Origin of the sequence: Methanofervidicoccus abyssi, assembly GCF_004310395.1 — an archaeon.
Lineage (GTDB): Archaea > AGJL01 > Methanococci > Methanococcales > Methanococcaceae > Methanofervidicoccus > Methanofervidicoccus abyssi.
Genome location: NZ_BFAX01000004.1, coordinates 181,529 through 201,078, shown reverse-complemented (window position 1 = coordinate 201,078; position 19,550 = coordinate 181,529). Strand labels below are relative to the sequence as shown.

The following is a 19,550-nucleotide window of genomic DNA, read 5'->3' as shown; positions in this document are numbered from 1 at the left end:
ATTATATTTAAATCCCTATTCTAGGACATTGGAAGGAACATGCTCCACACTTTATACATAGTTGAGAGGAGACCAATGGTCTCCCATCAACCATCTCTATGGCTCTTGTTGGACAGGAAGCTACACAGGTACCACATCCCATACACAGGGATTTGTTTATAACGTTAATTATAAGATCACATCCACAAGCCTCATGTTTCTTCTCCCCATATTTAGCAAAGGGTTTTAAATATTCAGTGTTTCCTTCTATAACTGCAGTGATAACATTTGTTATCAACTCTGGGGATGGAGGACATCCTGGTATAGCAAGATCACACTTTATTACCTCTGTCAGTGGAGAAAAAGAGCTTTGGACGGGCTTAGGCATCTGTCCCCCTTTACAGAATCTTGTAATACCTCCTACTGCTGCACATGCACCTAATGCAACTACTATCTTCCCCTTCTCTCTAACTTCCTTTACTATTTCCATGGCGTGGTGATCATCGAGACATACAGCACCTTCCACCAATATAACATCAGCATTAGGAATCTCCCTTACATCTATCAGTGTCTGACAGTATACAAGATCTACACTATTTAGGACGTCTAGAAGTTTCTCGTAGGTATCTGTTAAGGATATTAAACATCCACAGCAACTACTTAACTGCACATGTGCTACAGTTATTCTTTTATCTTCCATCATATCCCTCTCTGCTGTTGTTTCTTATCTCCTTTAGAATTATTTCCACAGCTTTATCAACCCCCTTCTCAACCTCTTTACTAAGTCCAATATATACATCAGGTTTTGGTATATACTTCCCCTGACAGCCTACCACAAGGATGTCTATGTTATACTTCTCACATACCTCTTTTAAGATACCTGCCAAGGGCCAATTGTGTATATCCAATCGAGAATGCTTAGGATCTGGTAGATCCTCCTTTTTCAATATCTTTATTTCTCCAGGTTTTAGATTGTAATCTATAATATCCACAACAATTATCTTTTTTGTCTTTGTAGTCTCATCTATAAGGGAGAGTACCTGTTGTGGTGCCCCCGTACCAGCATCTACAAGGGCTACTCTTTTCTTCTCCTCCTCAGTTAATAGATCTTTAAGTTTCTCGATGACATGAAAACCGAAACCGTCGTCTCCAAATAGGATATTCCCACAACCTAAAACCATTATATCCTTAAAGTAAGATGGATTTAACTCCTCCATGTTATTACCTTTATCTTGACTCTCGGGTCCAGAGATGGTTCCCCTCGAGTCTTAAATCTTCCTTATCTCTATTATCTCCTTGCTTTCATCATCTTTAACAATTACATGGGTTGCACATGATGCTCATATATCGTAAGCACGCATTATAACTTCTGCGTATTGGTGAGGATAGCCCTCAATAGCCTTCTCAACTACGGGGAAGTTCCAGGTTGATGCAGCTATAATTTTATAAGATTTAATCCTCCCATCTTTTCCAACTTCTGCAAAGTGGGTATTTGTAGCCCTAGGTGCCTCATGTACTCCTATTCCAAAGCCATCTCTGTACTCAGGTGTTGTTCTAGTCTTTCCATTTATATTTAACTCATCGAGTATCTCGATGGCTCTATATACTGCTCCTAAATTTTCTTTGGCCCTTGCAATGTTTATATCCATTACACTTCCTCCAGATTTAAAGTTCCCAAATTTAACTAACCTAGCTCTTGGTCCCCCTTCAGCAGGAACTCCTTCGTAGAGAGGTATCATTACCGAAGTACTCTCTGCGATCTTGATATCTTTATAGTATCTGTGGGGAGGTATCTCTACAACACTATCCCAGTTTATAGCATATTTATCTCCGTAGGTGGTATGTGATGCTATGTAAGGGTAGTCGTGGGATCCTAAATCTGGAATACCAACTTCTTCCAAGTATCTTTCTATTAATTCTACATATATCTCGTACATCATATGGGCATCCTTTTCATACTGTTTCAACGCATAGTATAACTTTGCCTTAGCTCTTTCAGAGATGTTTGTCCTCATACCACCTATCACAATATTTGGAGGATGAATACCTTCGCCTCCTACAATATCCACTATCAACTGTCCAACCTTTCTCATCCTCTGGATAAGTTTTATAGTATCAATCTTTAGATCTTCTTCATCAGGTTTTATAAAGTCCTCAAGGGTTAGTAAGTGGTGTAGTAGATGGGAATGCATTCTATTTCCTAATCCTACTAACTCCCTTAACAGAAGTCCATCCTCTGGTACTTCACAACCGATAGCGTCTTCAATTGCACTACATGAGGCTATACCATGGGTAGTTTGGCATATACCACATATTCTCATGACTGCAATTGGGGCAAATTCAGCAGGTCTCCCTACTAACATCGTTTCAAAACCCCTAACTGGAGTAGTATTTATGTAGTAGGCCCTACTCACTATACCTTTTTCATCAACTTCAAGTATCAACTTAGCATGTCCTTCATGCCTGGTAGATGGTGCAATATTAACAACCTCTGTCAAGGTATCACCTCTCCGTAAAAAGATCAGATAGAATCCTGATTTCAATTATAGTTATGACGATATAATAAATTGATATTTTCAAATGTCTAAATAGGGGTTTTTAACATTTTAAATCTTAAAAATATCTAAAAAAATAATAAAAACAAAAAATTAAAAATAATAAATCTATAATCTAGCCCTATTACCCTACGGTAGTGAAGTGGATTTAGACAGTAAGGACATTTAATCACATAATCAGTTTAAAACTTCACGAATGGACAGGCTCATGTTAACGATAGGAATTAGCCTTTCAAGATCCCAAAGGCACTCCGGAAAAAAGTAATATGTAATACAGGGCGTATTTACTCTCTTTTTATTTTTTACAGTATCTTTTTTCATAATTTAAATGTGTGAAAGTATGTTTAGGCTAAAACTAAGGGACGAATTGGGGATTATTAAGAGAAACGGCTTATACAGATTTCTAAGAAAAAAAGATAGAAACATTTTAGACTTCTCCTCAAATGACTATCTCTGTCTTTCAAAACATCCTGAGGTAATAGAGGCTGTAAAGGAGGGGCTGAAATACGGTTTAGGTTCTACAGGATCCAGATTAACTTCTGGAAATATAAACCATGAGATTTTAGAAGAGAGATTGGCAGACTTCAAGGAGACAGAAAGAGCCTTAGTATACCCTACTGGATACTCTACAAACGTGGGAGTTATAAGTTCCCTCTGTAAAAAAGGGGATTTGATTCTAAGTGATAGGTTAAACCATGCCTCTATAATAGATGGGTGTAGGTTAAGTAGAGCAGATGTAGAGGTATACGAACACTGTAATATAGAGAGTTTAGTAGATATCTTGGAGAAGAAAGGAAGAAGATACAACAATATATTCATTGTTACTGATGGAGTGTTCTCCATGGATGGAGATATTGCACCACTAAGGGATATAAAGAAGGTTGCTGAGGAGTACAACGGTGTAGTAATAGTAGATGACGCTCATGGTACGGGGGTATTAGGTGGAGGTAGGGGCACCTTGAAACATTTCAACATAAAACCTTCAGATAACATCATCCAGATAGGCACCCTCTCCAAGGCCTTTGGAGGGTTGGGGGGCTTTGTATGTGGAATAGAAGAAGTAGTAGAGTATCTGATAAATACTTCCAGGAGTTTCATATATTCAACTGCACTGCCTCCTCCAGTAGTCTCTGGAGTTCTTAGGAGTTTAGAGTTGATAGAGGAAGGATATTTAACTAAGATGTTACAGGAGAATATAAGGAGTACAAATAGGATATTTAAGAGATATAACCTTATTAAGGAGGACAATTTAACGCCTATATACCCCATAATATTGGGGAAGAGGACTATGGAAATCTCAGAGTATCTAATTAAAAATGGAATATTTGCTCCAGGAATCAGATATCCTTCTGTACCTAAAGGACTTGAGAGGATAAGAGTAAGTATAAATGTGGAACATAGGGAGGAGGATTTTGAAAGGTTATGTAATCTCTTAAATAAATTTGGACAAACTAATAACTCCATTTCGACATAGTATAGTTATGATACAATATAATAAAAATAAAACTTAGTCTCCAGTCTCCATTAAAAATAGTGATTAAAAATTTTATGAAATCTATTATAATATACAAATAAAAACAAAATAAAACCATTAAACATTCCAAAATATATCTATAAACACCGGATACAAAGATATTAAGGAATCCCTGCTGTAATATCAACAGTTGTATGAGAATATTCAGAATATTATTTTCTTAATCTCCTCCCTTTAAAATCTTGTATTTGGGTTTATTATTTTTTTATTTTTTTAAAACCTTTTCTTATTTTTTGTAATTATTATAATCCTTAACATTTTTATCATTATTATTAAACCAAGAACATAATTTTTAAAGTATAAAAATAATAACTAAGAAAAAAATAGAAAAAGATAGGAAGAGATTTAACAGGAATTTCACGTACTTTTCCACTATATCATATAATCTGGGAATAAGAACTTATTTTGCTTTTTTTATTTTTATATTTATTGTCTTATTTTTTCTTTAATTATCTTTTTATTATTTTTTATTGGAGATCTCCTTATAGTACTTCTCCAATGGAGGGACTACTTGTTTCTTCCTGGACATAACACCTTCTAAGTATATGCTCTTCCCTTCCAAATTTACATTGAAGGCTCTCTCAAATGCCTCCTTATTACCTACAACTAACACTTCACTACCTTCTTTCATTATATCAGTTATAAGGAACAGGATTAGATCGTAACCCTCTTTAAGTTTCTCTTCGAGGATCCTATATATCTTCTCCTTCTTCTCCTGAATCTCCCCAATATCTATCACTTCAACCTGCCCAATACCTACCTTTCTACCGTTGAAGTTGAACTCCTTGTAATCCAATTTAACGATCTCTTCGGGAGCCATCTTACCTACTGTAGATTTTGCCTTAAGTAACTCCATACCGTAGGTTTGTATGTCCTCTATTCCAGAAATCTCTGCAAGTTTTTTCCCTATCTTCCTATCTATATCCGTGGTAGTTGGAGATTTAAAGAGAACTGTATCTGAGAGGATTGCAGAGAGTAGTAGCCCTGCTAAATCAGGTTTTAACTCCTTATTCTTTCCTCCTATAATATCCAACGTATTTTTAAAGTAGAGTTCTCCTATTAATGTAGCAGTAGATCCCACAGGTTTTGCAAGATATATGATAGGTTCCGATGTCGTTATACCTATTTTGTGATGATCCAGAATACCTACAAGTTTCCCCTTCTCTAAATCTTCTAAGGTTTGGGATTTCTCACTGTGATCCACCAAGAATATTTCTTTACCTTCTGCAGATCTTATTAATTCAGGTTCCATAACTCCAAATCTCTTCAATACAAACTGGGTTTCTGGATTTACACCTCCTAACCTTGCAGGAACTCCATCTAAGAAGTACGCTAAAACTATGGCAGAGCATATACTGTCAGTGTCTGGATTCTTATGTCCTACCACGTATAACATCGTATCCCTCGGTTTTTATTATTATGTTTAATTATAATTAAAACATTCTCTATATAAAATTATATAAAATTATAAAAACCTTCTACTTATTTAATAATGCCATTCCAGCTAGAGAGGGCTCTCCTCCCCTAAATATTCAAAAGTATAATAAATTAATTATTAAAAATTAGAATAAAAAATAATAAAAAAGATCAACAGAAATCTTACTCTACTTCTCTAGTACTCTGATATAAAGGTCAATTTGGTTTTTATCTCTTTTATTCTTTAGGTATTTTAAGAAAATCTTTTTATTTTTATTGGAGATCCTAGAGAACAGGAGATAATTGCAAAGAATACTTCTATTTTCCAATGATCAGAAGTATGCATTTTTTATATTTTTCTTTTCTAATTATTTTTTTACCTCAGTATTATTTTTATAATAATTTTTATGAGACGTTGTCTAATTATAGCTTTATTTCCCATCTCCCAACAACTTAACATAGAAACCAACCTTCCTCCAGAGATCATGTTTGAGTATATTTCTCGTATCTATTACTATCTTATTTCTCATCAGATCATATATTTCTCTAATCTCCTCTTCTTTGAAATTTTTAAAATCCTCATGATCTGTTATCACCAAGATAACATCTCCTTTAGTGACACATTCCTTTAAACTCTCCAGAGGATACTCAAAGGTTTTTACATAGGGATCGTATATGGAAACAGAGACGCCCTTAGAGGTGAGACATTCTATTATATTCTTTCCAGGACTTTCTCTTGTATCTTCCACATTTCCCTTGTAGGCAACTCCGAATATAGCAACCTTTGGGTTCTCTATCTCTCTCCTCTTAAGTTCCTTAAACACAAGATCACAGACGTAGTAAGGCATACTGTTATTTAACTCCCGTGCACACCTTATAAGTTTTGCATTCTTAGATATTTCCACTATGAACCAGGGATCTACACTTATACAGTGTCCACCTACGCCAGGCCCGGGATTCAGTATATTCACCCTTGGATGTTTATTGGCGAGATCTATGGCTTCCCATACATTTACATTTATCTCTTCACATATTTTCGCGAATTCATTTGCCAAGGCTATATTTACATCTCTGTATGTATTCTCCATAAGTTTTACCATCTCTGCAGTGGTGGAGTCAGTTAAATATATATTTCCATCTACGAAGGATGAGTATATCTCCCTGGCCAACTCTGCAGACTCTTTATTTACTCCTCCAATAATCCTGTCATTCTCTACAAGTTCCTTCAATATCTTACCGGGCAGCACTCTCTCAGGACAGTAAGCCATGTATATTTTTCTTCCATCGTTGAGATACCTGTATATTCTTTCCGTAGTTTTTGGAGGTACTGTACTCTCTATAATTATTAAATTCCTATCACGTAGATACGGTTTTATACTTTCTATAGCACTATAGATGTAAGAAAGATTACACTTTGGAGAGTTATTTTCCCACTTTACAGGTGTAGGTACACATACTATATATGCATCTGCGTTTTCAGGTGTAGTTTTTACCTTTAAATTTCCAGAGTTTATGGCACCACTTACGAGAGTTTTCAACCCAGGTTCCTTTATATTTAAATTTCCGTTTTTTATCCTCCTTATCCGTTCCCTGTCGACATCCACACCTACTACGTAGTATCCATGGTTTGCAAGCATAGAAGCAGTTGGTAATCCAATATATCCTAACCCAATTACACATATTTTTTTTATTCTCCTATTGTCCTTATTCTCCATTTAACCACCAAAAGCATGGATTCTTACTTCCACATAATAAATATTTAGTCACCGTATTCCATACTATTTAAAAAGTTTCTTATATAGTGGTTCTGCCCAGGAGGCCTCGAGGATCGCACTTAGGAGTATTGTTATAAATGTTGCCACAAGTATAGATCCTGCAATCTCCTGAGGTGGAATGTATTTAACAATAGTTGCAGGTATAGAAGAAGAGTGAGTTTTTATTATACCATAAACTGTAGCAGATAATGCTGCAGGTACTACACCTCTTGGACCTTCTAAGGCAAAGTATATTTTTTCCTTAAGGGAATTTGCAGGGGGAATAGAAGTTGCAATAAATACACCTAAGGGCCTAGCCATGAATATAGACCCCAGTGCACAGAGTAATCCAACTACCCAGTATTTTTCAAGTATAACTAAACTGATACTTGCCCCTAAGAATATGAAGATAAGTATTCTGAATATTGTAGACAACTCCTCACAAAATCTCACCATACTCTCTATATATCTAGTTTTATGGTGATATTTAGTAAGGGTGTTTCCCAAGTAAAGTCCCATAATAGCCACAGCCATAAAACCACTTATTTGATATCCTGTGAGAGTTGGGAATATCTTATCTCCAAAGTACCACAGGAAAAAGGCCAATCCAATTAACAGAGGAATTATATATTCTTTAAAATCACACTTTAAAAACAACATTTCGAAGATCTTTCCCCCTAAGATCCCTAAGATTATACCTCCGAGAGCGAGAGATAGGAAACTGATTACAGGATTCAAGGATGTACCTAATCCCATAGTGGTAAGTACTATAGTTGTGACCACTATACCTAGAGGATCGTTGAATACACTCTCTGCTTCTAAAGTTATAGCCAGTTTTGGATCTATATCTGACTTGGAGAATATAGGCATGAGGGTAGCAGGATCTGTGGCGCAAGTTATAGCCCCATAGAGATACCCCACTGGACTGAGGAAGGGTATCTTCAAGATGATGTTGTAAATAATACCAGAGATCAACATTGTAATAATGAGGGTAATGGTATCTAACTTTAACACTGTGTTTAGAACTCTCTTTAACACTATCCATCTCATCTCAAATGCTCCTGCTAGAAGGATTATTATTAGACCTAAGTTGGCAACGTATTCGAAGATATTCTGAGCATAACTTGGATATATAATATTTAAGAATGGCCCTACTATCAGTCCAAATATTAAAAATAAAGGTATATCTGGTATTCCTAATTTCTCTCCTACTTTTGCAATAAATGCACCTGAAATTAAGAGCAGGGCAAGATATCCGATGCTAACAGCTAACTCCATGGAATCACCGTTATGGTTTTGAGTAACTATTTATTATCTATAGAAGTGGAGTTTATATTAATACATTATATTAGTTGAACTAGACTCCGTATCTATAAAATTACTACATTATATAAAATAATAATGGTAATAATAAACCTAAAAATTTAAAAATCGACTTAGTGAAACTATAAAGAGAAATTTATTTATCTTTTAGAAGACTTATAAGTACTTGAATAAGGAAGAAATTCCAATATTAATAGAATTTTCTATTTTAATTATTATTTTTTGTTAAAAATAACAGAAATGTTTTCATTCTATTTTTAATAGATTCAATATCACTGTAATGGATTAAGATTATACCACATGCTTTATTTAGATCAACTAAATTATAGAAAAGTATATATATAACTTAAAGTAAGAATTAAGGAATAGGAATTCCTATTCCTCTTTAATATTATAGAAAAGTATATATATAACTAAATAAGAATTAGGAATAGGAATTCCCATTCCTCCTTAATCTTTTTTAGAGTTTAACTTAGGTGATAATATGAAAAAAATAGAGGCTATAATAAGACCGGAGAAATTGGAAATTGTCAAAAATGCCTTAGCAGAGAAAGGGTACATCGGTTTAACAGTTAGCGACGTGAGAGGAAGAGGATTGCAGGGAGGTATTACCGAAAGATATAAAGGAAGGGAATATATCGTAGATATGCTATCTAAGGTAAAACTTGAAATCGTTGTTAAGGATTCCGATGTTGAAGATGTTATTAAGGTTATTTGTGAAAATGCCAAAACTGGAAAACATGGTGATGGTAAGATATTCGTTATACCTGTAGAATCGGTTGTAAGGGTTAGAACTGGAGAGAGAGACGATAAGGCACTGTAATATATAATAGATGAGGTGGTGATATGACCGGTACCAACATTCTAGAGGTAATTCCCCAGTTAGACGTATTTTTCTTAGTTGTTATGGGAGTATTGGTATTTTTAATGCAGTTAGGGTTTGCAATGCTAGAAGGGGGACAGGTTAGGAGTAAAAACGTAAATAACGTTATGATGAAAAACATGGTTGATTGGTTAGTTGGATGTGTTTCATGGTTGTTCATAGGTTATATTATATCTCAATCTTTAAATCCAGATGATTTTATAGCCTGGTGGGGAAAGATATTCAGTACAGTGCCATTTTTAAAGGATAACGGTCTCGAACTGGCAGAATGGTTCTTCGGTTTAGTGTTTGCAGCTACGGCAGCTACTATAGTTTCAGGAGGTGTTGCCGAGAGAATAAAATTTAGTGCCTACATACTACTATCTATATTAATTACAGCCTTCCTTTATCCACTGTTCGTATATCTAGGTCCATGGGGGGCAAGTGTAATACCATGGCATGACTATGCCGGAAGTTTAATAGTCCATGGTTTAGGAGGATTCTTAGCCTTAGGTGCTATTGCAGCGTTGGGGCCTAGAAAGGGTAGGTTTAAAGATGGAAAACCTGTACCTATCTTAGGACATAACATACCTATGGCAGTCTTTGGAGCCTTTGCCTTAGCTATAGGGTGGTATGGATTCAACGTAGGTAGCGCCATAGCTTTAAAAGATATAAGTGGATTGGTATGTGCCACTACTACAATGGCCATGGCTGGAGGAGGTATAGGGGCTCTCTTGGTATCAAAGAAGGATGTACTGTTTACAGCCAACGGTTTAGTTGCTGGTTTAGTGGCAATCTGTGCTGGAACAGATATAGTCAGTCCAGTTGGTGGGTTGATAATAGGTCTCATTGCAGGTGCCCAGGTACCTCTTGTGTATAAACTCTTGGAAAACTTTAAGTTAGATGATGTATGTGGTGTTGTAGCGGTCCACGGGACTGCGGGAGCTATTGGGGCGATATTGACAGGAATCTTTGGAATGACGGTCTTTGGAGGTACAGGACAAGACATCAATATAATAAACCAGATAATTGCAGTTGTATTCTGTATTCTATATGGTACAATCTTAGGATATATAATGGCCAGGATAGTTGGAGTTATAACTGGAGGTCTCAGAGTATCTGAAGAAGAAGAGATGGGTCTCGATTTAGCAGAACACAAACTACCAGCCTATCCAGAGGAAGATAAGATGTAGATTTATTTACGATTATTTTTTCATTAATCATATTTTACAATATAATATATTCTTTTAAAGTACTTTTGATGGAAACTATAGTTTTAATTATAAATATAATACGATCTATTCTTATTTAATATAAAAATCAATAAACAGATAAATAACCTTCCTGGCTGCTCCTGAACAACTGGAAGGAAATTCCTAACAAGAAATCATTTTCTCCTAACTAAAGGTATCCTATGTTACAATAAAATAGGGAGATAATAGGTAATGGTTCCTTCTTTTTAAAGTAAAAAAATTCTAATTACGCACTGGAAAGATGGGATTTCCCTGTAGGTTTTTTGGACGATATTGGATACATCCTATGGAGGTGGTATTTAACAGAATTTTATTTTATTCTTTTCAATGTTAGAAGTTCCTACTACTTAGCTCTTCTATAATAACAATTTACTATTTTTATCGAGATTTTCATAGTGTTATTTATTATATAATAATAATTTTGTTTATTATTGTTATCTCTTTCCATGGTTATTTTGGGAAACTAAAGGTAAAATATAAATACAACAATCATTTATTATTGTGAGTTTTTATACTATCTAAAACTTTTTTATAAATAAGAGATTAAAGATAATTTAAAGGGGATATTTTTAATTTATTTTTAGGTGATACAATTATGGAAAAAGAGAAGATGAATTTACAGGGGAAAAATATCACTGTCGATACCTGTGTAATTATAGATGGGAGGATATCTGAACTTATAAAAAATGGAGTTATAAAAGACTGTAAGATCATAATCCCAGAGGCTGTAGTAGCAGAGTTGGAGGCCCAGGCAAACAAAGGCCGAGAGATAGGATTCCTGGGTATAGAGGAACTTACTAGACTTGTGGAGATATCTAAAGATCACAACATAGAAGTAGAGTATTACGGTGAGAGACCCTCCATAGATGCAATACAACTTGCCAAAACTGGAGAGATAGACGCCATGATCAGAAAGGTTGCAAAGGAGACTAACTCTGTACTGCTTACAAGTGATAAAATACAGTACAGTCTAGCCAAAGCTCAAGGTATAGAAGCGTACTATTTAGAAATCGAAGAGGAGAAGGTAGAGTTGGAAATACTTAAGTACTTTGATGAAAACACCATGTCCGTACATCTCAAGGAGAACTGTCAGCCCTACGCAAAAAAGGGAAGACCAGGAGATGTAAAGTTAGTCCCTATATCCGATGAGAAACTGTCCAAAGAGTATATAGAATATCTCATAGACAACATATTAAAATACACAGAGCAGAACAACGGATTAATCGAGATACAGAAGAGAGGTGCTACGGTAATACAGTTGGGTAATATAAGGATATCTATAACGAGGCCTCCATTCTCAGAGGCAATCGAGATTACAGCAGTGAGACCTATCGCCAAAGTGTCTCTTGAGGATTACAAACTATCAGATAAACTATTGGAGAGGTTGAAGGACAAATCCAGAGGAATATTTGTCTCTGGAAGTCCAGGGAGTGGAAAATCTACATTTGTCTCTGCACTGGCAAAGTTCTACTGTGAGAACAACATGATAGTAAAGACTATGGAGAATCCAAGGGATCTCCAGGTAGATGAGTTAATTACCCAGTATGCACCCCTTGAAGGCAGTATGGAGAATACCTGTGATGTTTTACTACTAGTAAGACCTGATTATACCATATACGATGAGGTTAGAAAAACCAAGGACTTTGAGATATTTGCAGATATGAGAATGGCTGGAGTGGGAATGGTAGGAGTTGTCCATGCCTCAAAACCTATAGATGCTATTCAACGTCTCATAGGTAGAGTAGATTTAGGTATAATACCTCAGATAGTGGACACTGTTATATTTCTAGAAGACGGTAAGATCAAGAAAGTATATGAAATCACATTTACCGTCAAAGTGCCTCATGGGATGAAGGAGGCGGATTTAGCCAGGCCAGTTATAGAGGTAAGGGACTTCGAGACAGGGAAGACAGAGTACGAGATATACACTTATGGGGAAGAAGTTATAGTTATGCCAATTAAGGATGAAGATTCCAAGCCCCCAGTATATAAGTATGCAGAAGATGAGATAAAGAAAGTTTTAGGAGAGTATCTACCTAGGAAGATCAAGAAAAGTATGGAGGTTAGTGTAAAAGATGAACACACCATAGATCTCATAGTCCCTGAGAAGTATCTACCTGTGGTTATAGGAAAGGGAGGAAAGGAGATTGCAAAGTTGGAAGATAACTTAGGACTTAAAATAAACGTTGAGAAAAAGGAAGATAGGAAAAAAAATAAGGAGTACCTAACTTATGAGTATATAAACGACTACGAGACTACGAGATTGGTTGAGACTGAGAGACATGTTATAGTGGATGTTGGTGAGGATATGGTAGGAAGTAATATCAAGATCTACATAGATGGTGAGTTCCTATGCCATGCGACAGTGGGATCTGATGGAGTGGTGAGGATAAACAAGAAGAGTAAAATAGGTAAGGAACTTTTAGATGCGATGAAGAAGAACAAGGACATTTATGTAGATATTAGTTGATACTGTAAAAAAATTATATAAAAATATAATAATTATCTATATAAAAGTAAAAAAAATAAAATATAAATCAAAAAACAGGAAAAAGATGCAGAAAACTCTTGAGAAAAGATCTGACAGAAATCCTGCTAATTCTCGAACACTCGATTGTGATCCAGAGGATAAAGGTATACTTTGCTTTTTTACCTGTTATATTTCTATTTAAGGTATTGACAGAGTTTAAAATTTTCTATTTTTAATTTTGTAATTTCTAATTTTAATTCATTCCCTGTTTATAATTATTATTTTTTAACAGTTATTGTTCAAAAAGTCTTTTATAAACCAATATAATACGATAAAAATATAATATTATTAAAAAGAAAGTATAAACAGATGGTCTCTCAAGGATATTATTATCTTCTTACCTTATATCACAGTAAATAACTACTACTTTATATGGAATTAAGGTGATTAAAATATTTATAACATAACTCTTCATTATTATTCATTAAAACTACAGGTGAATAGCTATGAATAAAGAGATAGAGATAGTACTAAACGGTGAAGATGAACTCTATAAATACTTGGAAGATATAGAAGAAGGGGACTACTTCGAGGCTTACTTCGGCAGATACCATGTAGAAGGCATCATAGTTTTAAAGGATGAAACTTTCTTCAAGTTAGATACAAAGAGGGAGTTTCTGGGAATTGTAGATTTTGAACTTACCAAGGTACTCCCTGATTTGATAGAGGTTGCATATACAAAATCTGATGGTATAAGGAGGGTTTTAAAGTTAATCGAGTAAAGGTGGATAGATGTTCATGGGTGCAATCAGTAGAGATGGATTGGATATTGCCAGGAGATCCAGGGAGATAGTTAGGGAAAAGATAAGGAAGGTACTAGGAAAAGATATAGATAAGTACTCAGAGTGGGAGATGAAGATAATCGAGAGGGTAGTCCATGCCACTGCAGATGTAGAGTATGCAAAACTGATAAGATTCAAAAACCATCCTATCGAGAAAGGAATAGAAGGTGTAAAGAGTAACTGTCCAATGGTAGTGGATGTAGAGATGGTTAAGGTAGGTATAAGATACAACAATATAGTTTCATTTATAAATGATAAAAAAGTATATGAGATTGCCAAGGAGGAGGGAATTACAAGGGCTGCTGCTGCTATGAGAATTGCAAAATCTTACATCCATGGGGGTATCGTTATAGTTGGTAATGCCCCCACTGCACTCTTCGAGGTTGTTAGGTTGATAGAAGAGGAGGAAGTGGAGCCGAGACTTGTAATAGGAGTTCCAGTAGGATTTGTTAAGGCAAGTGAATCTAAGAAGTTGCTACATAGTATAGATGTTCCTTTTATAACTACTGAAGGACCTAAAGGAGGTACTCCAGTTGCAGTGTCTATAGCTAACGGTATAGTGGAGTTAAGTAGAGGGAAGATGGTTTAACAGTGATACCATGTTAAAGGAGTACGTTATAAAAACTAGTAAGAGAGAAGAGTTTATAGATATTACAGAGCATGTGATTCAATCTGTAAAAGAATCTAAAGTAAGGAATGGGATTGTTGTAGTATATACGCCTCATACCACTGCAGCCCTGACGATAAACGAAAATGCAGATCCATCAGTTAAGGAAGATATCTTGGGATTTCTAAGGAGGATGATACCTAAGGATGGTCCTTATACCCATCTTGAGGGCAATTCGGATGCCCATATAAAAAGTTCTCTCTTGGGAGTTTCCTTAAATCTCATAGTATCCAATGGAAAGTTACTCCTTGGAACCTGGCAGGGGATATTCTTCTGTGAATTTGATGGGCCCAGGACTAGGAAGTTCTACGTTAAGGTTGTAGGAGAGTAGTTATGATAAAAAAGTTGGATGTTTTGATATGGAGGGGAAATCCAGAGATTACAGAGGATTACGTATGTATTGAAAGGGATTATGATATATACATAAAGGATAAGAAGATAGCAGAGGAAATTTCTGCATCTCCTGAGTATTTGAGAGAGTTGGGAGTAGGATATACTGTTTCCCAAGGATATTTAAAGAAAAAGGATGTTAAAGACGCCTATGTAGAAGATAACAAAATAGTTGTAGATGGCCAGGTAGATAAAGAAAATAGCAACAGCAGGGTTGTAAAAGAGATAATGTTGTCTCTAACTACTATTCTGAAGGTTATAAAGGACATGTTAAGAGATAAAAAGGTATGGGAGTTAACTGGAGGCACTCACTGGGCATCCATATATACTTTAGATGGGAAGAAAATTATCTCCATCGAGGACATAGGGAGACACAACGCAGTGGATAAGGTAATAGGCTACTGTGTACTAAGAGAGATAGATCTAGAGGATAAGATCCTCGTATCTAGCGGTAGACAACCTTACATGATGGTAAATAAAGGGGTGAATGCAGGAATACCTGTGATTATATCAAAGTCTCCTCCTATGAATAGAGGGGTAGAACTTGCAAGGAGAAGTAATTTAATCCTCATAGGATTTGCCAGAGGGGATAGATTTACGGTGTACAGCGGTTATGACAGAATAGTCTTTAAGGAGTAGACTCTATTTTGTTTAGTATTATCTTTATATCTGTTTTCCTCGTTATATTTTCCTCCTTTTTCAGTAGTTCCTTTAATTTCCTTTTTAAATCTTCAATATTCCTTGAATTCTCTAAAAGTTCTTTAAAAAATTCTATATCTTCAATATAAGGAGCTATATCTACTAGTAGAGCTTCTTTTGTTTTTTCATCCATAGTACCTCCTACCTTTGAATCGTTAAAGTTTAATTTAAAATCATTAAATATAATATTAATTATATTTTTAATTTTATTAATTATATTATATAAAATAAAAGAAAAAAATCCTGTTAAATCTTTCCCTCCAGTCAAACTCTATTATCTTATCTCAGTATTAGGAAACTTCTAGTTTTTATCATTTTATTATTATTTTTAATATAGGAATTTGGTTATTACTTTTATTATTTTTATGTTGTTGTTATAAATATAGACATAGTTTAGGATTATCTTAGTTCCCATTAAAAAAGATAAAAAAAATAATAAATAATAGAAGAAGTCGTTGGAACCTATACAACGGTGGTATCATGGATATACTCATTAGGGATCTAGATTACGCTGTAGATATCAATTTAAACGTCTATAAGAATATAGATATACTTATCAGGAGAGACGAAGATAGTAAAAAGATATCAATAGATAGAGGTAGAAATCTCCTGGAAAAATCTAACTTAGATAAAAAAGATCTGAAGATAATAGATGGGGATAAGAAATGTGCACTACCTGGGTTGAGCAACAACCACACCCATATACCTATGACACTCCTGAGGGGAATAGCAGATGATATGATACTGCAGGAGTGGTTGAGGGAAAAGATATGGCCTAACGAGGGGAGACTTACAGGAGAAGATGTGTATTATGGGGCACTACTTGGATGTTTAGAGATGTTGAGATTTGGTATAACTTCGTTTAACGACATGTACTTTTTTCCCGAGGAGATAGTTAGAGCTACCAAGGAAGTAGGTATAAAGGGGACTGTAGGTTTTCCCATAATAGACTTTGGTACACCTCAATGTAAGGACTTGGATAAACTCCTAAATAACTGTGAAAAATTTATAAAGGAGTATATTGCAGAGGAGAAGATTAACCCAGTTGTAGCACCCCATGCCCCTTACACATGTTCAAAAGATACGTATGTCCAGTGTAGAGAGATATCCCAGGAGTACAACGTCCTTCTACACACCCATCTATCTGAGACAAGGTATGAAGTTGTGGAGATGGAGAACAAGATAGGGATGAGACCTGTAGAGTACTTAGAGAGTATAGGGATTTTAGGGGATAACCTTATAACTGCTCACTGCGTATGGATTACAAAGGAGGAAGTAAAGATACTTGCAAAGCACAGGGTAAAGGTAGTTCACTGTCCAGGAAGCAATATGAAACTTGCCAGTGGGGGAGTTATGCCCCTTGTGGAAATGTTAAGGGAAGGAGTATCCTTATCCCTTGGAACAGATGGACCTGCCAGCAACAACAACTTAGACATACTTGAAGAGATGAAAATAGCAGCACTACTTCACAAGGCACACAGGTGGGATCCTACAGTAGGAGATGTAGATACCGTCTTACGTATGGCCTTCAACAGTGAGTCCATAGGATTTGAAAATAGGGATATAGTACTCTTGGATCTCAATAGCCCTCATCTAAGACCTGTTCATAATATAAAGTCTAATATAGTATATTCTGCAAATGGAAATGACGTAGATACTGTAATTGTAGAAGGAGAGGTATTACTGGAGAACAAAAAATTCTCTAAGATAGATGATAAATATCTAAGGAATATCTACCATAAGGTAAATAGTATTATAAAAAAATTTAATTAATCCTGTTGGAACTACTAGTTAATTATTTTTAATTTATTATTTTTTACCAGATGTCAATGAAGGTCTATGGATAGTGTTGAAGGTACAGAAAGGTATAACTCTTCCATCTGGAATGACGTAGTGGATACAACATCTTTCACATCTCTTTACATCGAAGTTATAGGGATCCATAAAGTGCATACAACTGATCATAAGAACGTTATGATGTAGTTTTGCAAGTGAACTGTAATTACCTCTCAGTATATTCACTATAAAGTTGGCAAAATTTTTTACATTAATGGTTTTAGGTGCCTTCTCTCTATCTATCAGTTTCAATACGTTCATACTTAGATCTAAAACAGATCTAATTTTACCTCTCTTTTTATCTTTCAACTCTTCATTTTTTTCATTTATAATTTCTAAAAAGCCTTCAACATCAAAGAATCTTGTGATAGGTATCATTTTTCCATCTTCAACAAAAATGTAAGTAGATACCCCACAATGTTGATGGGCTCCCAGGATTGGTTTTTTTTCACCTGATAGATTTTCAACAAATAAAGATATTGGGGCGACGGATGGTACCGGATAGAAGTCATCCTTCACGATCTCTCCGTTAGTCTGCTCTTCAACTAACTTTATAAAGTCGGGGATTGTTATCCTACCTTCTAACCTCTTCTCTTCATCTATTCTTCCAGTAAAGGAAACTGGCTGGAAGTTAACACCTCTAACAATGTCAAAATTTTCAACTGTGTATTTTATTATGTCTCCAACTTCTCCATCGTTAACGCCCCTTACCAAGGTTGGGACGAGAACTACACTGTTGAAACCTACCTTCCTACAGTTCTCGATTACTTTCATCTTAATAGGTAAGAGATTCTTTCCCCTGGCTATTAAGTAAGGTTTCTCTGATATCCCATCAAATTGGAGGTATATTGTAGATAAACCAGCCTCTTTAAGTCCCTTGAGATAATCTTTATCCCTCAACCTTATACCATTAGTAGCCAACTGAACATGCAAAAATCCCATTTCTCTGGCTAACTTTATAATATCGAAGAGATCCTTCCTCAATGTAGGTTCTCCTCCTGCAAACTGTATGGCTGGAGTTGGTGGAATTTCACTTCTTAAGATTTCCATCATTTTTCTTACTTCCTCGAAGGTTGGTTCATAAACTATCCCAGTTTTACCTGCATTTGCAAAACATATGGGACAGTTCAGGTTACACCTGTTGGTTAAATCGATATTTGCAAGTACAGTTGCAGTTTTATGGTTGGGGCAGAGCCCACAGTCGTAAGGACAGCCTTTCTCTATCTTGCTTTGGGTTATCTCAATATTACCGATATACTGGTATTTGTTAAACTTCCTGTATAATTCAGCATCACTCCAGTAGATATCTCTAAATTCCCCATGTTCAGGACATGTTTTTTCCATAAATACTTTTCCTTCTTCTTCGTAGAGGGTGGCAGGGATCCTTTTAAAGCATCTTGGACATATGGATAGTGTTGTACCTATAATCTTTCTCATTATATCTCCCCTAAGGGGTTGTAAAATAAGTTCTTAATAATATAATAATCATAATATAAATAAAATAATAATATAAATAAAACTATTGATAAAAAGATACAGAGTAATAAGACTCTTCTACATTTAATCTCTTTTTGAAATATCTATAGACACCTAAAAGATAGTCTTTGTTCGAAACTATAAAAAGAGTAAAAAAATAAAAGTAAAAAATTAATTAATCATACAATTTTTTAATCTTTCTTCTCAAGATATTTCTTTAATTCTCTCTTTATCTCCTCTACAGTTGGTACCTTCCCTTCAAATACTACAACATTATCAAAAACTACTCCTGGAGTGAGCATTATCCATTCAGATATTTTATCTATATCTTCAACTTTTAGGATCTCTGCATCTATACCCAGCTCCTCTACAGCTTTCTTAACATTTTCATAGGTCTTCTTACACTTGGGACATCCTGTTCCCAATACTCTAATTATCACATTATCACCTCATTTTTCTTACTTACTATCTATCTATTTACCACTCAAAATTTT

Annotated in this window: 18 protein-coding genes; 9 read left to right on the top strand and 9 right to left on the bottom strand. The window is 35.2% G+C overall.

Annotated elements, in window-relative coordinates; translation table 11 throughout:
* Nucleotides 1-7: 7 nt before the first annotated feature.
* The 3 genes from frhG to frhA are packed head-to-tail and all read right to left on the bottom strand — an operon-like array spanning nt 8 to nt 2,477.
* Nucleotides 8-679, bottom strand: a complete 672-nt coding sequence (gene frhG / locus MHHB_RS05310; protein WP_131007630.1) for a coenzyme F420 hydrogenase subunit gamma — start codon at nt 677-679, stop codon at nt 8-10.
* Complete coding sequence (frhD, locus tag MHHB_RS05305) at nt 669-1,196, bottom strand: coenzyme F420-reducing hydrogenase, FrhD protein (protein ID WP_131007629.1); 528 nt, start codon at nt 1,194-1,196, stop codon at nt 669-671. The genes frhG and frhD overlap by 11 nt, the downstream gene beginning before the upstream one ends.
* Nucleotides 1,197-1,247: 51 nt before the next feature.
* Nucleotides 1,248-2,477 (bottom strand): coenzyme F420 hydrogenase subunit alpha, encoded by a 1,230-nt coding sequence (gene frhA, locus MHHB_RS05300; protein ID WP_131007628.1) that lies wholly within the window; start codon nt 2,475-2,477, stop codon nt 1,248-1,250.
* A gap of 397 nt (nt 2,478-2,874) precedes the next feature.
* Here frhA and bioF point away from each other — a divergent pair, with 397 nt between their 5' ends.
* Complete coding sequence (gene bioF / locus MHHB_RS05295) at nt 2,875-4,008, top strand: 8-amino-7-oxononanoate synthase (protein WP_131007627.1); 1,134 nt, start codon at nt 2,875-2,877, stop codon at nt 4,006-4,008.
* A gap of 520 nt (nt 4,009-4,528) precedes the next feature.
* On the opposite strand, the gene MHHB_RS05290 is transcribed toward bioF, so the two are convergent.
* The 3 genes from MHHB_RS05290 to MHHB_RS05280 form a co-directional block, all read right to left on the bottom strand.
* Entirely contained in the window at nt 4,529-5,464 is a 936-nt protein-coding gene (locus tag MHHB_RS05290; RefSeq protein ID WP_131007626.1) for a manganese-dependent inorganic pyrophosphatase, read from the bottom strand.
* Nucleotides 5,465-5,915: 451 nt separating this feature from the next.
* Nucleotides 5,916-7,199, bottom strand: a complete 1,284-nt coding sequence (locus tag MHHB_RS05285) for a nucleotide sugar dehydrogenase (protein WP_131007625.1) — start codon at nt 7,197-7,199, stop codon at nt 5,916-5,918.
* A 63-nt stretch (nt 7,200-7,262) separates the two neighbouring features.
* Nucleotides 7,263-8,516, bottom strand: a complete 1,254-nt coding sequence (locus MHHB_RS05280; protein ID WP_131007624.1) for a cation:proton antiporter — start codon at nt 8,514-8,516, stop codon at nt 7,263-7,265.
* A 529-nt stretch (nt 8,517-9,045) separates the two neighbouring features.
* Between MHHB_RS05280 and MHHB_RS05275 the strand changes: the two genes are divergently transcribed.
* From MHHB_RS05275 to fdhD, 7 genes are all read left to right on the top strand, one after another.
* Nucleotides 9,046-9,384, top strand: a complete 339-nt coding sequence (locus MHHB_RS05275) for a P-II family nitrogen regulator (RefSeq protein WP_131007623.1) — start codon at nt 9,046-9,048, stop codon at nt 9,382-9,384.
* Between the two features lie 23 nt (nt 9,385-9,407).
* Nucleotides 9,408-10,616 carry an ammonium transporter gene (locus MHHB_RS05270; RefSeq protein WP_131007622.1) on the top strand — a complete coding sequence of 403 codons (1,209 nt, stop codon included), beginning with the start codon at nt 9,408-9,410 and terminating at the stop codon, nt 10,614-10,616.
* Nucleotides 10,617-11,271: 655 nt separating this feature from the next.
* The gene (locus MHHB_RS05265) at nt 11,272-13,146 is read left to right on the top strand and encodes a PINc/VapC family ATPase (protein WP_131007621.1); all 1,875 of its coding nucleotides are present in this window, start codon (nt 11,272-11,274) and stop codon (nt 13,144-13,146) included.
* Nucleotides 13,147-13,652: 506 nt separating this feature from the next.
* A complete protein-coding gene (locus MHHB_RS05260) occupies nt 13,653-13,928 on the top strand; it encodes a DUF2097 family protein (RefSeq protein ID WP_131007620.1) in 276 nt (91 codons plus the stop codon).
* A gap of 10 nt (nt 13,929-13,938) precedes the next feature.
* Complete coding sequence (locus tag MHHB_RS05255; protein WP_131007619.1) at nt 13,939-14,577, top strand: cobalt-precorrin-8 methylmutase; 639 nt, start codon at nt 13,939-13,941, stop codon at nt 14,575-14,577.
* Nucleotides 14,578-14,587: 10 nt separating this feature from the next.
* On the top strand, nt 14,588-14,986 hold the full coding sequence (locus MHHB_RS05250) for a secondary thiamine-phosphate synthase enzyme YjbQ (RefSeq protein ID WP_131007618.1): 399 nt from the start codon (nt 14,588-14,590) through the stop codon (nt 14,984-14,986).
* Between the two features lie 2 nt (nt 14,987-14,988).
* Nucleotides 14,989-15,684, top strand: a complete 696-nt coding sequence (gene fdhD / locus MHHB_RS05245) for a formate dehydrogenase accessory sulfurtransferase FdhD (protein ID WP_131007617.1) — start codon at nt 14,989-14,991, stop codon at nt 15,682-15,684.
* On the opposite strand, the gene MHHB_RS05240 is transcribed toward fdhD, so the two are convergent.
* Nucleotides 15,674-15,877: a hypothetical protein gene (locus MHHB_RS05240; RefSeq protein WP_131007616.1), complete on the bottom strand. Its 204-nt coding sequence runs from the start codon at nt 15,875-15,877 to the stop codon at nt 15,674-15,676. The two genes, fdhD and MHHB_RS05240, sit on opposite strands and share 11 nt — an antisense overlap.
* Before the next feature lie 347 nt (nt 15,878-16,224).
* Here MHHB_RS05240 and MHHB_RS05235 point away from each other — a divergent pair, with 347 nt between their 5' ends.
* Nucleotides 16,225-17,517, top strand: coding sequence for an amidohydrolase (locus MHHB_RS05235; RefSeq protein WP_131007615.1), 1,293 nt, complete (start codon nt 16,225-16,227; stop codon nt 17,515-17,517).
* A 36-nt stretch (nt 17,518-17,553) separates the two neighbouring features.
* Here MHHB_RS05235 and tes read toward each other — a convergent pair whose 3' ends face one another.
* Entirely contained in the window at nt 17,554-19,017 is a 1,464-nt protein-coding gene (tes, locus tag MHHB_RS05230; RefSeq protein WP_131007614.1) for a tetraether lipid synthase Tes, read from the bottom strand.
* Between the two features lie 230 nt (nt 19,018-19,247).
* Nucleotides 19,248-19,496, bottom strand: a complete 249-nt coding sequence (locus MHHB_RS05225) for an MTH895/ArsE family thioredoxin-like protein (protein ID WP_131007613.1) — start codon at nt 19,494-19,496, stop codon at nt 19,248-19,250.
* Nucleotides 19,497-19,550 lie beyond the last annotated feature (54 nt).

Bases quoted from the DNA above. Each gene is read 5' to 3' on its own strand.
- MHHB_RS05235 (WP_131007615.1), top strand. From the start codon at position 16,225: ATGGATATACTCATTAGGGATCTAGATTACGCTGTAGATATCAATTTA.
- bioF (WP_131007627.1), top strand. From the start codon at position 2,875: ATGTTTAGGCTAAAACTAAGGGACGAATTGGGGATTATTAAGAGAAAC.
- frhG (WP_131007630.1), bottom strand. From the start codon at position 679: ATGGAAGATAAAAGAATAACTGTAGCACATGTGCAGTTAAGTAGTTGC.
- MHHB_RS05255 (WP_131007619.1), top strand. From the start codon at position 13,939: ATGTTCATGGGTGCAATCAGTAGAGATGGATTGGATATTGCCAGGAGA.
- MHHB_RS05290 (WP_131007626.1), bottom strand. From the start codon at position 5,464: ATGTTATACGTGGTAGGACATAAGAATCCAGACACTGACAGTATATGC.
- MHHB_RS05265 (WP_131007621.1), top strand. From the start codon at position 11,272: ATGGAAAAAGAGAAGATGAATTTACAGGGGAAAAATATCACTGTCGAT.
- MHHB_RS05250 (WP_131007618.1), top strand. From the start codon at position 14,588: ATGTTAAAGGAGTACGTTATAAAAACTAGTAAGAGAGAAGAGTTTATA.
- MHHB_RS05260 (WP_131007620.1), top strand. From the start codon at position 13,653: ATGAATAAAGAGATAGAGATAGTACTAAACGGTGAAGATGAACTCTAT.
- fdhD (WP_131007617.1), top strand. From the start codon at position 14,989: ATGATAAAAAAGTTGGATGTTTTGATATGGAGGGGAAATCCAGAGATT.
- MHHB_RS05275 (WP_131007623.1), top strand. From the start codon at position 9,046: ATGAAAAAAATAGAGGCTATAATAAGACCGGAGAAATTGGAAATTGTC.
- MHHB_RS05240 (WP_131007616.1), bottom strand. From the start codon at position 15,877: ATGGATGAAAAAACAAAAGAAGCTCTACTAGTAGATATAGCTCCTTAT.
- MHHB_RS05270 (WP_131007622.1), top strand. From the start codon at position 9,408: ATGACCGGTACCAACATTCTAGAGGTAATTCCCCAGTTAGACGTATTT.
- MHHB_RS05280 (WP_131007624.1), bottom strand. From the start codon at position 8,516: ATGGAGTTAGCTGTTAGCATCGGATATCTTGCCCTGCTCTTAATTTCA.
- frhD (WP_131007629.1), bottom strand. From the start codon at position 1,196: ATGGAGGAGTTAAATCCATCTTACTTTAAGGATATAATGGTTTTAGGT.
- tes (WP_131007614.1), bottom strand. From the start codon at position 19,017: ATGAGAAAGATTATAGGTACAACACTATCCATATGTCCAAGATGCTTT.
- MHHB_RS05285 (WP_131007625.1), bottom strand. From the start codon at position 7,199: ATGGAGAATAAGGACAATAGGAGAATAAAAAAAATATGTGTAATTGGG.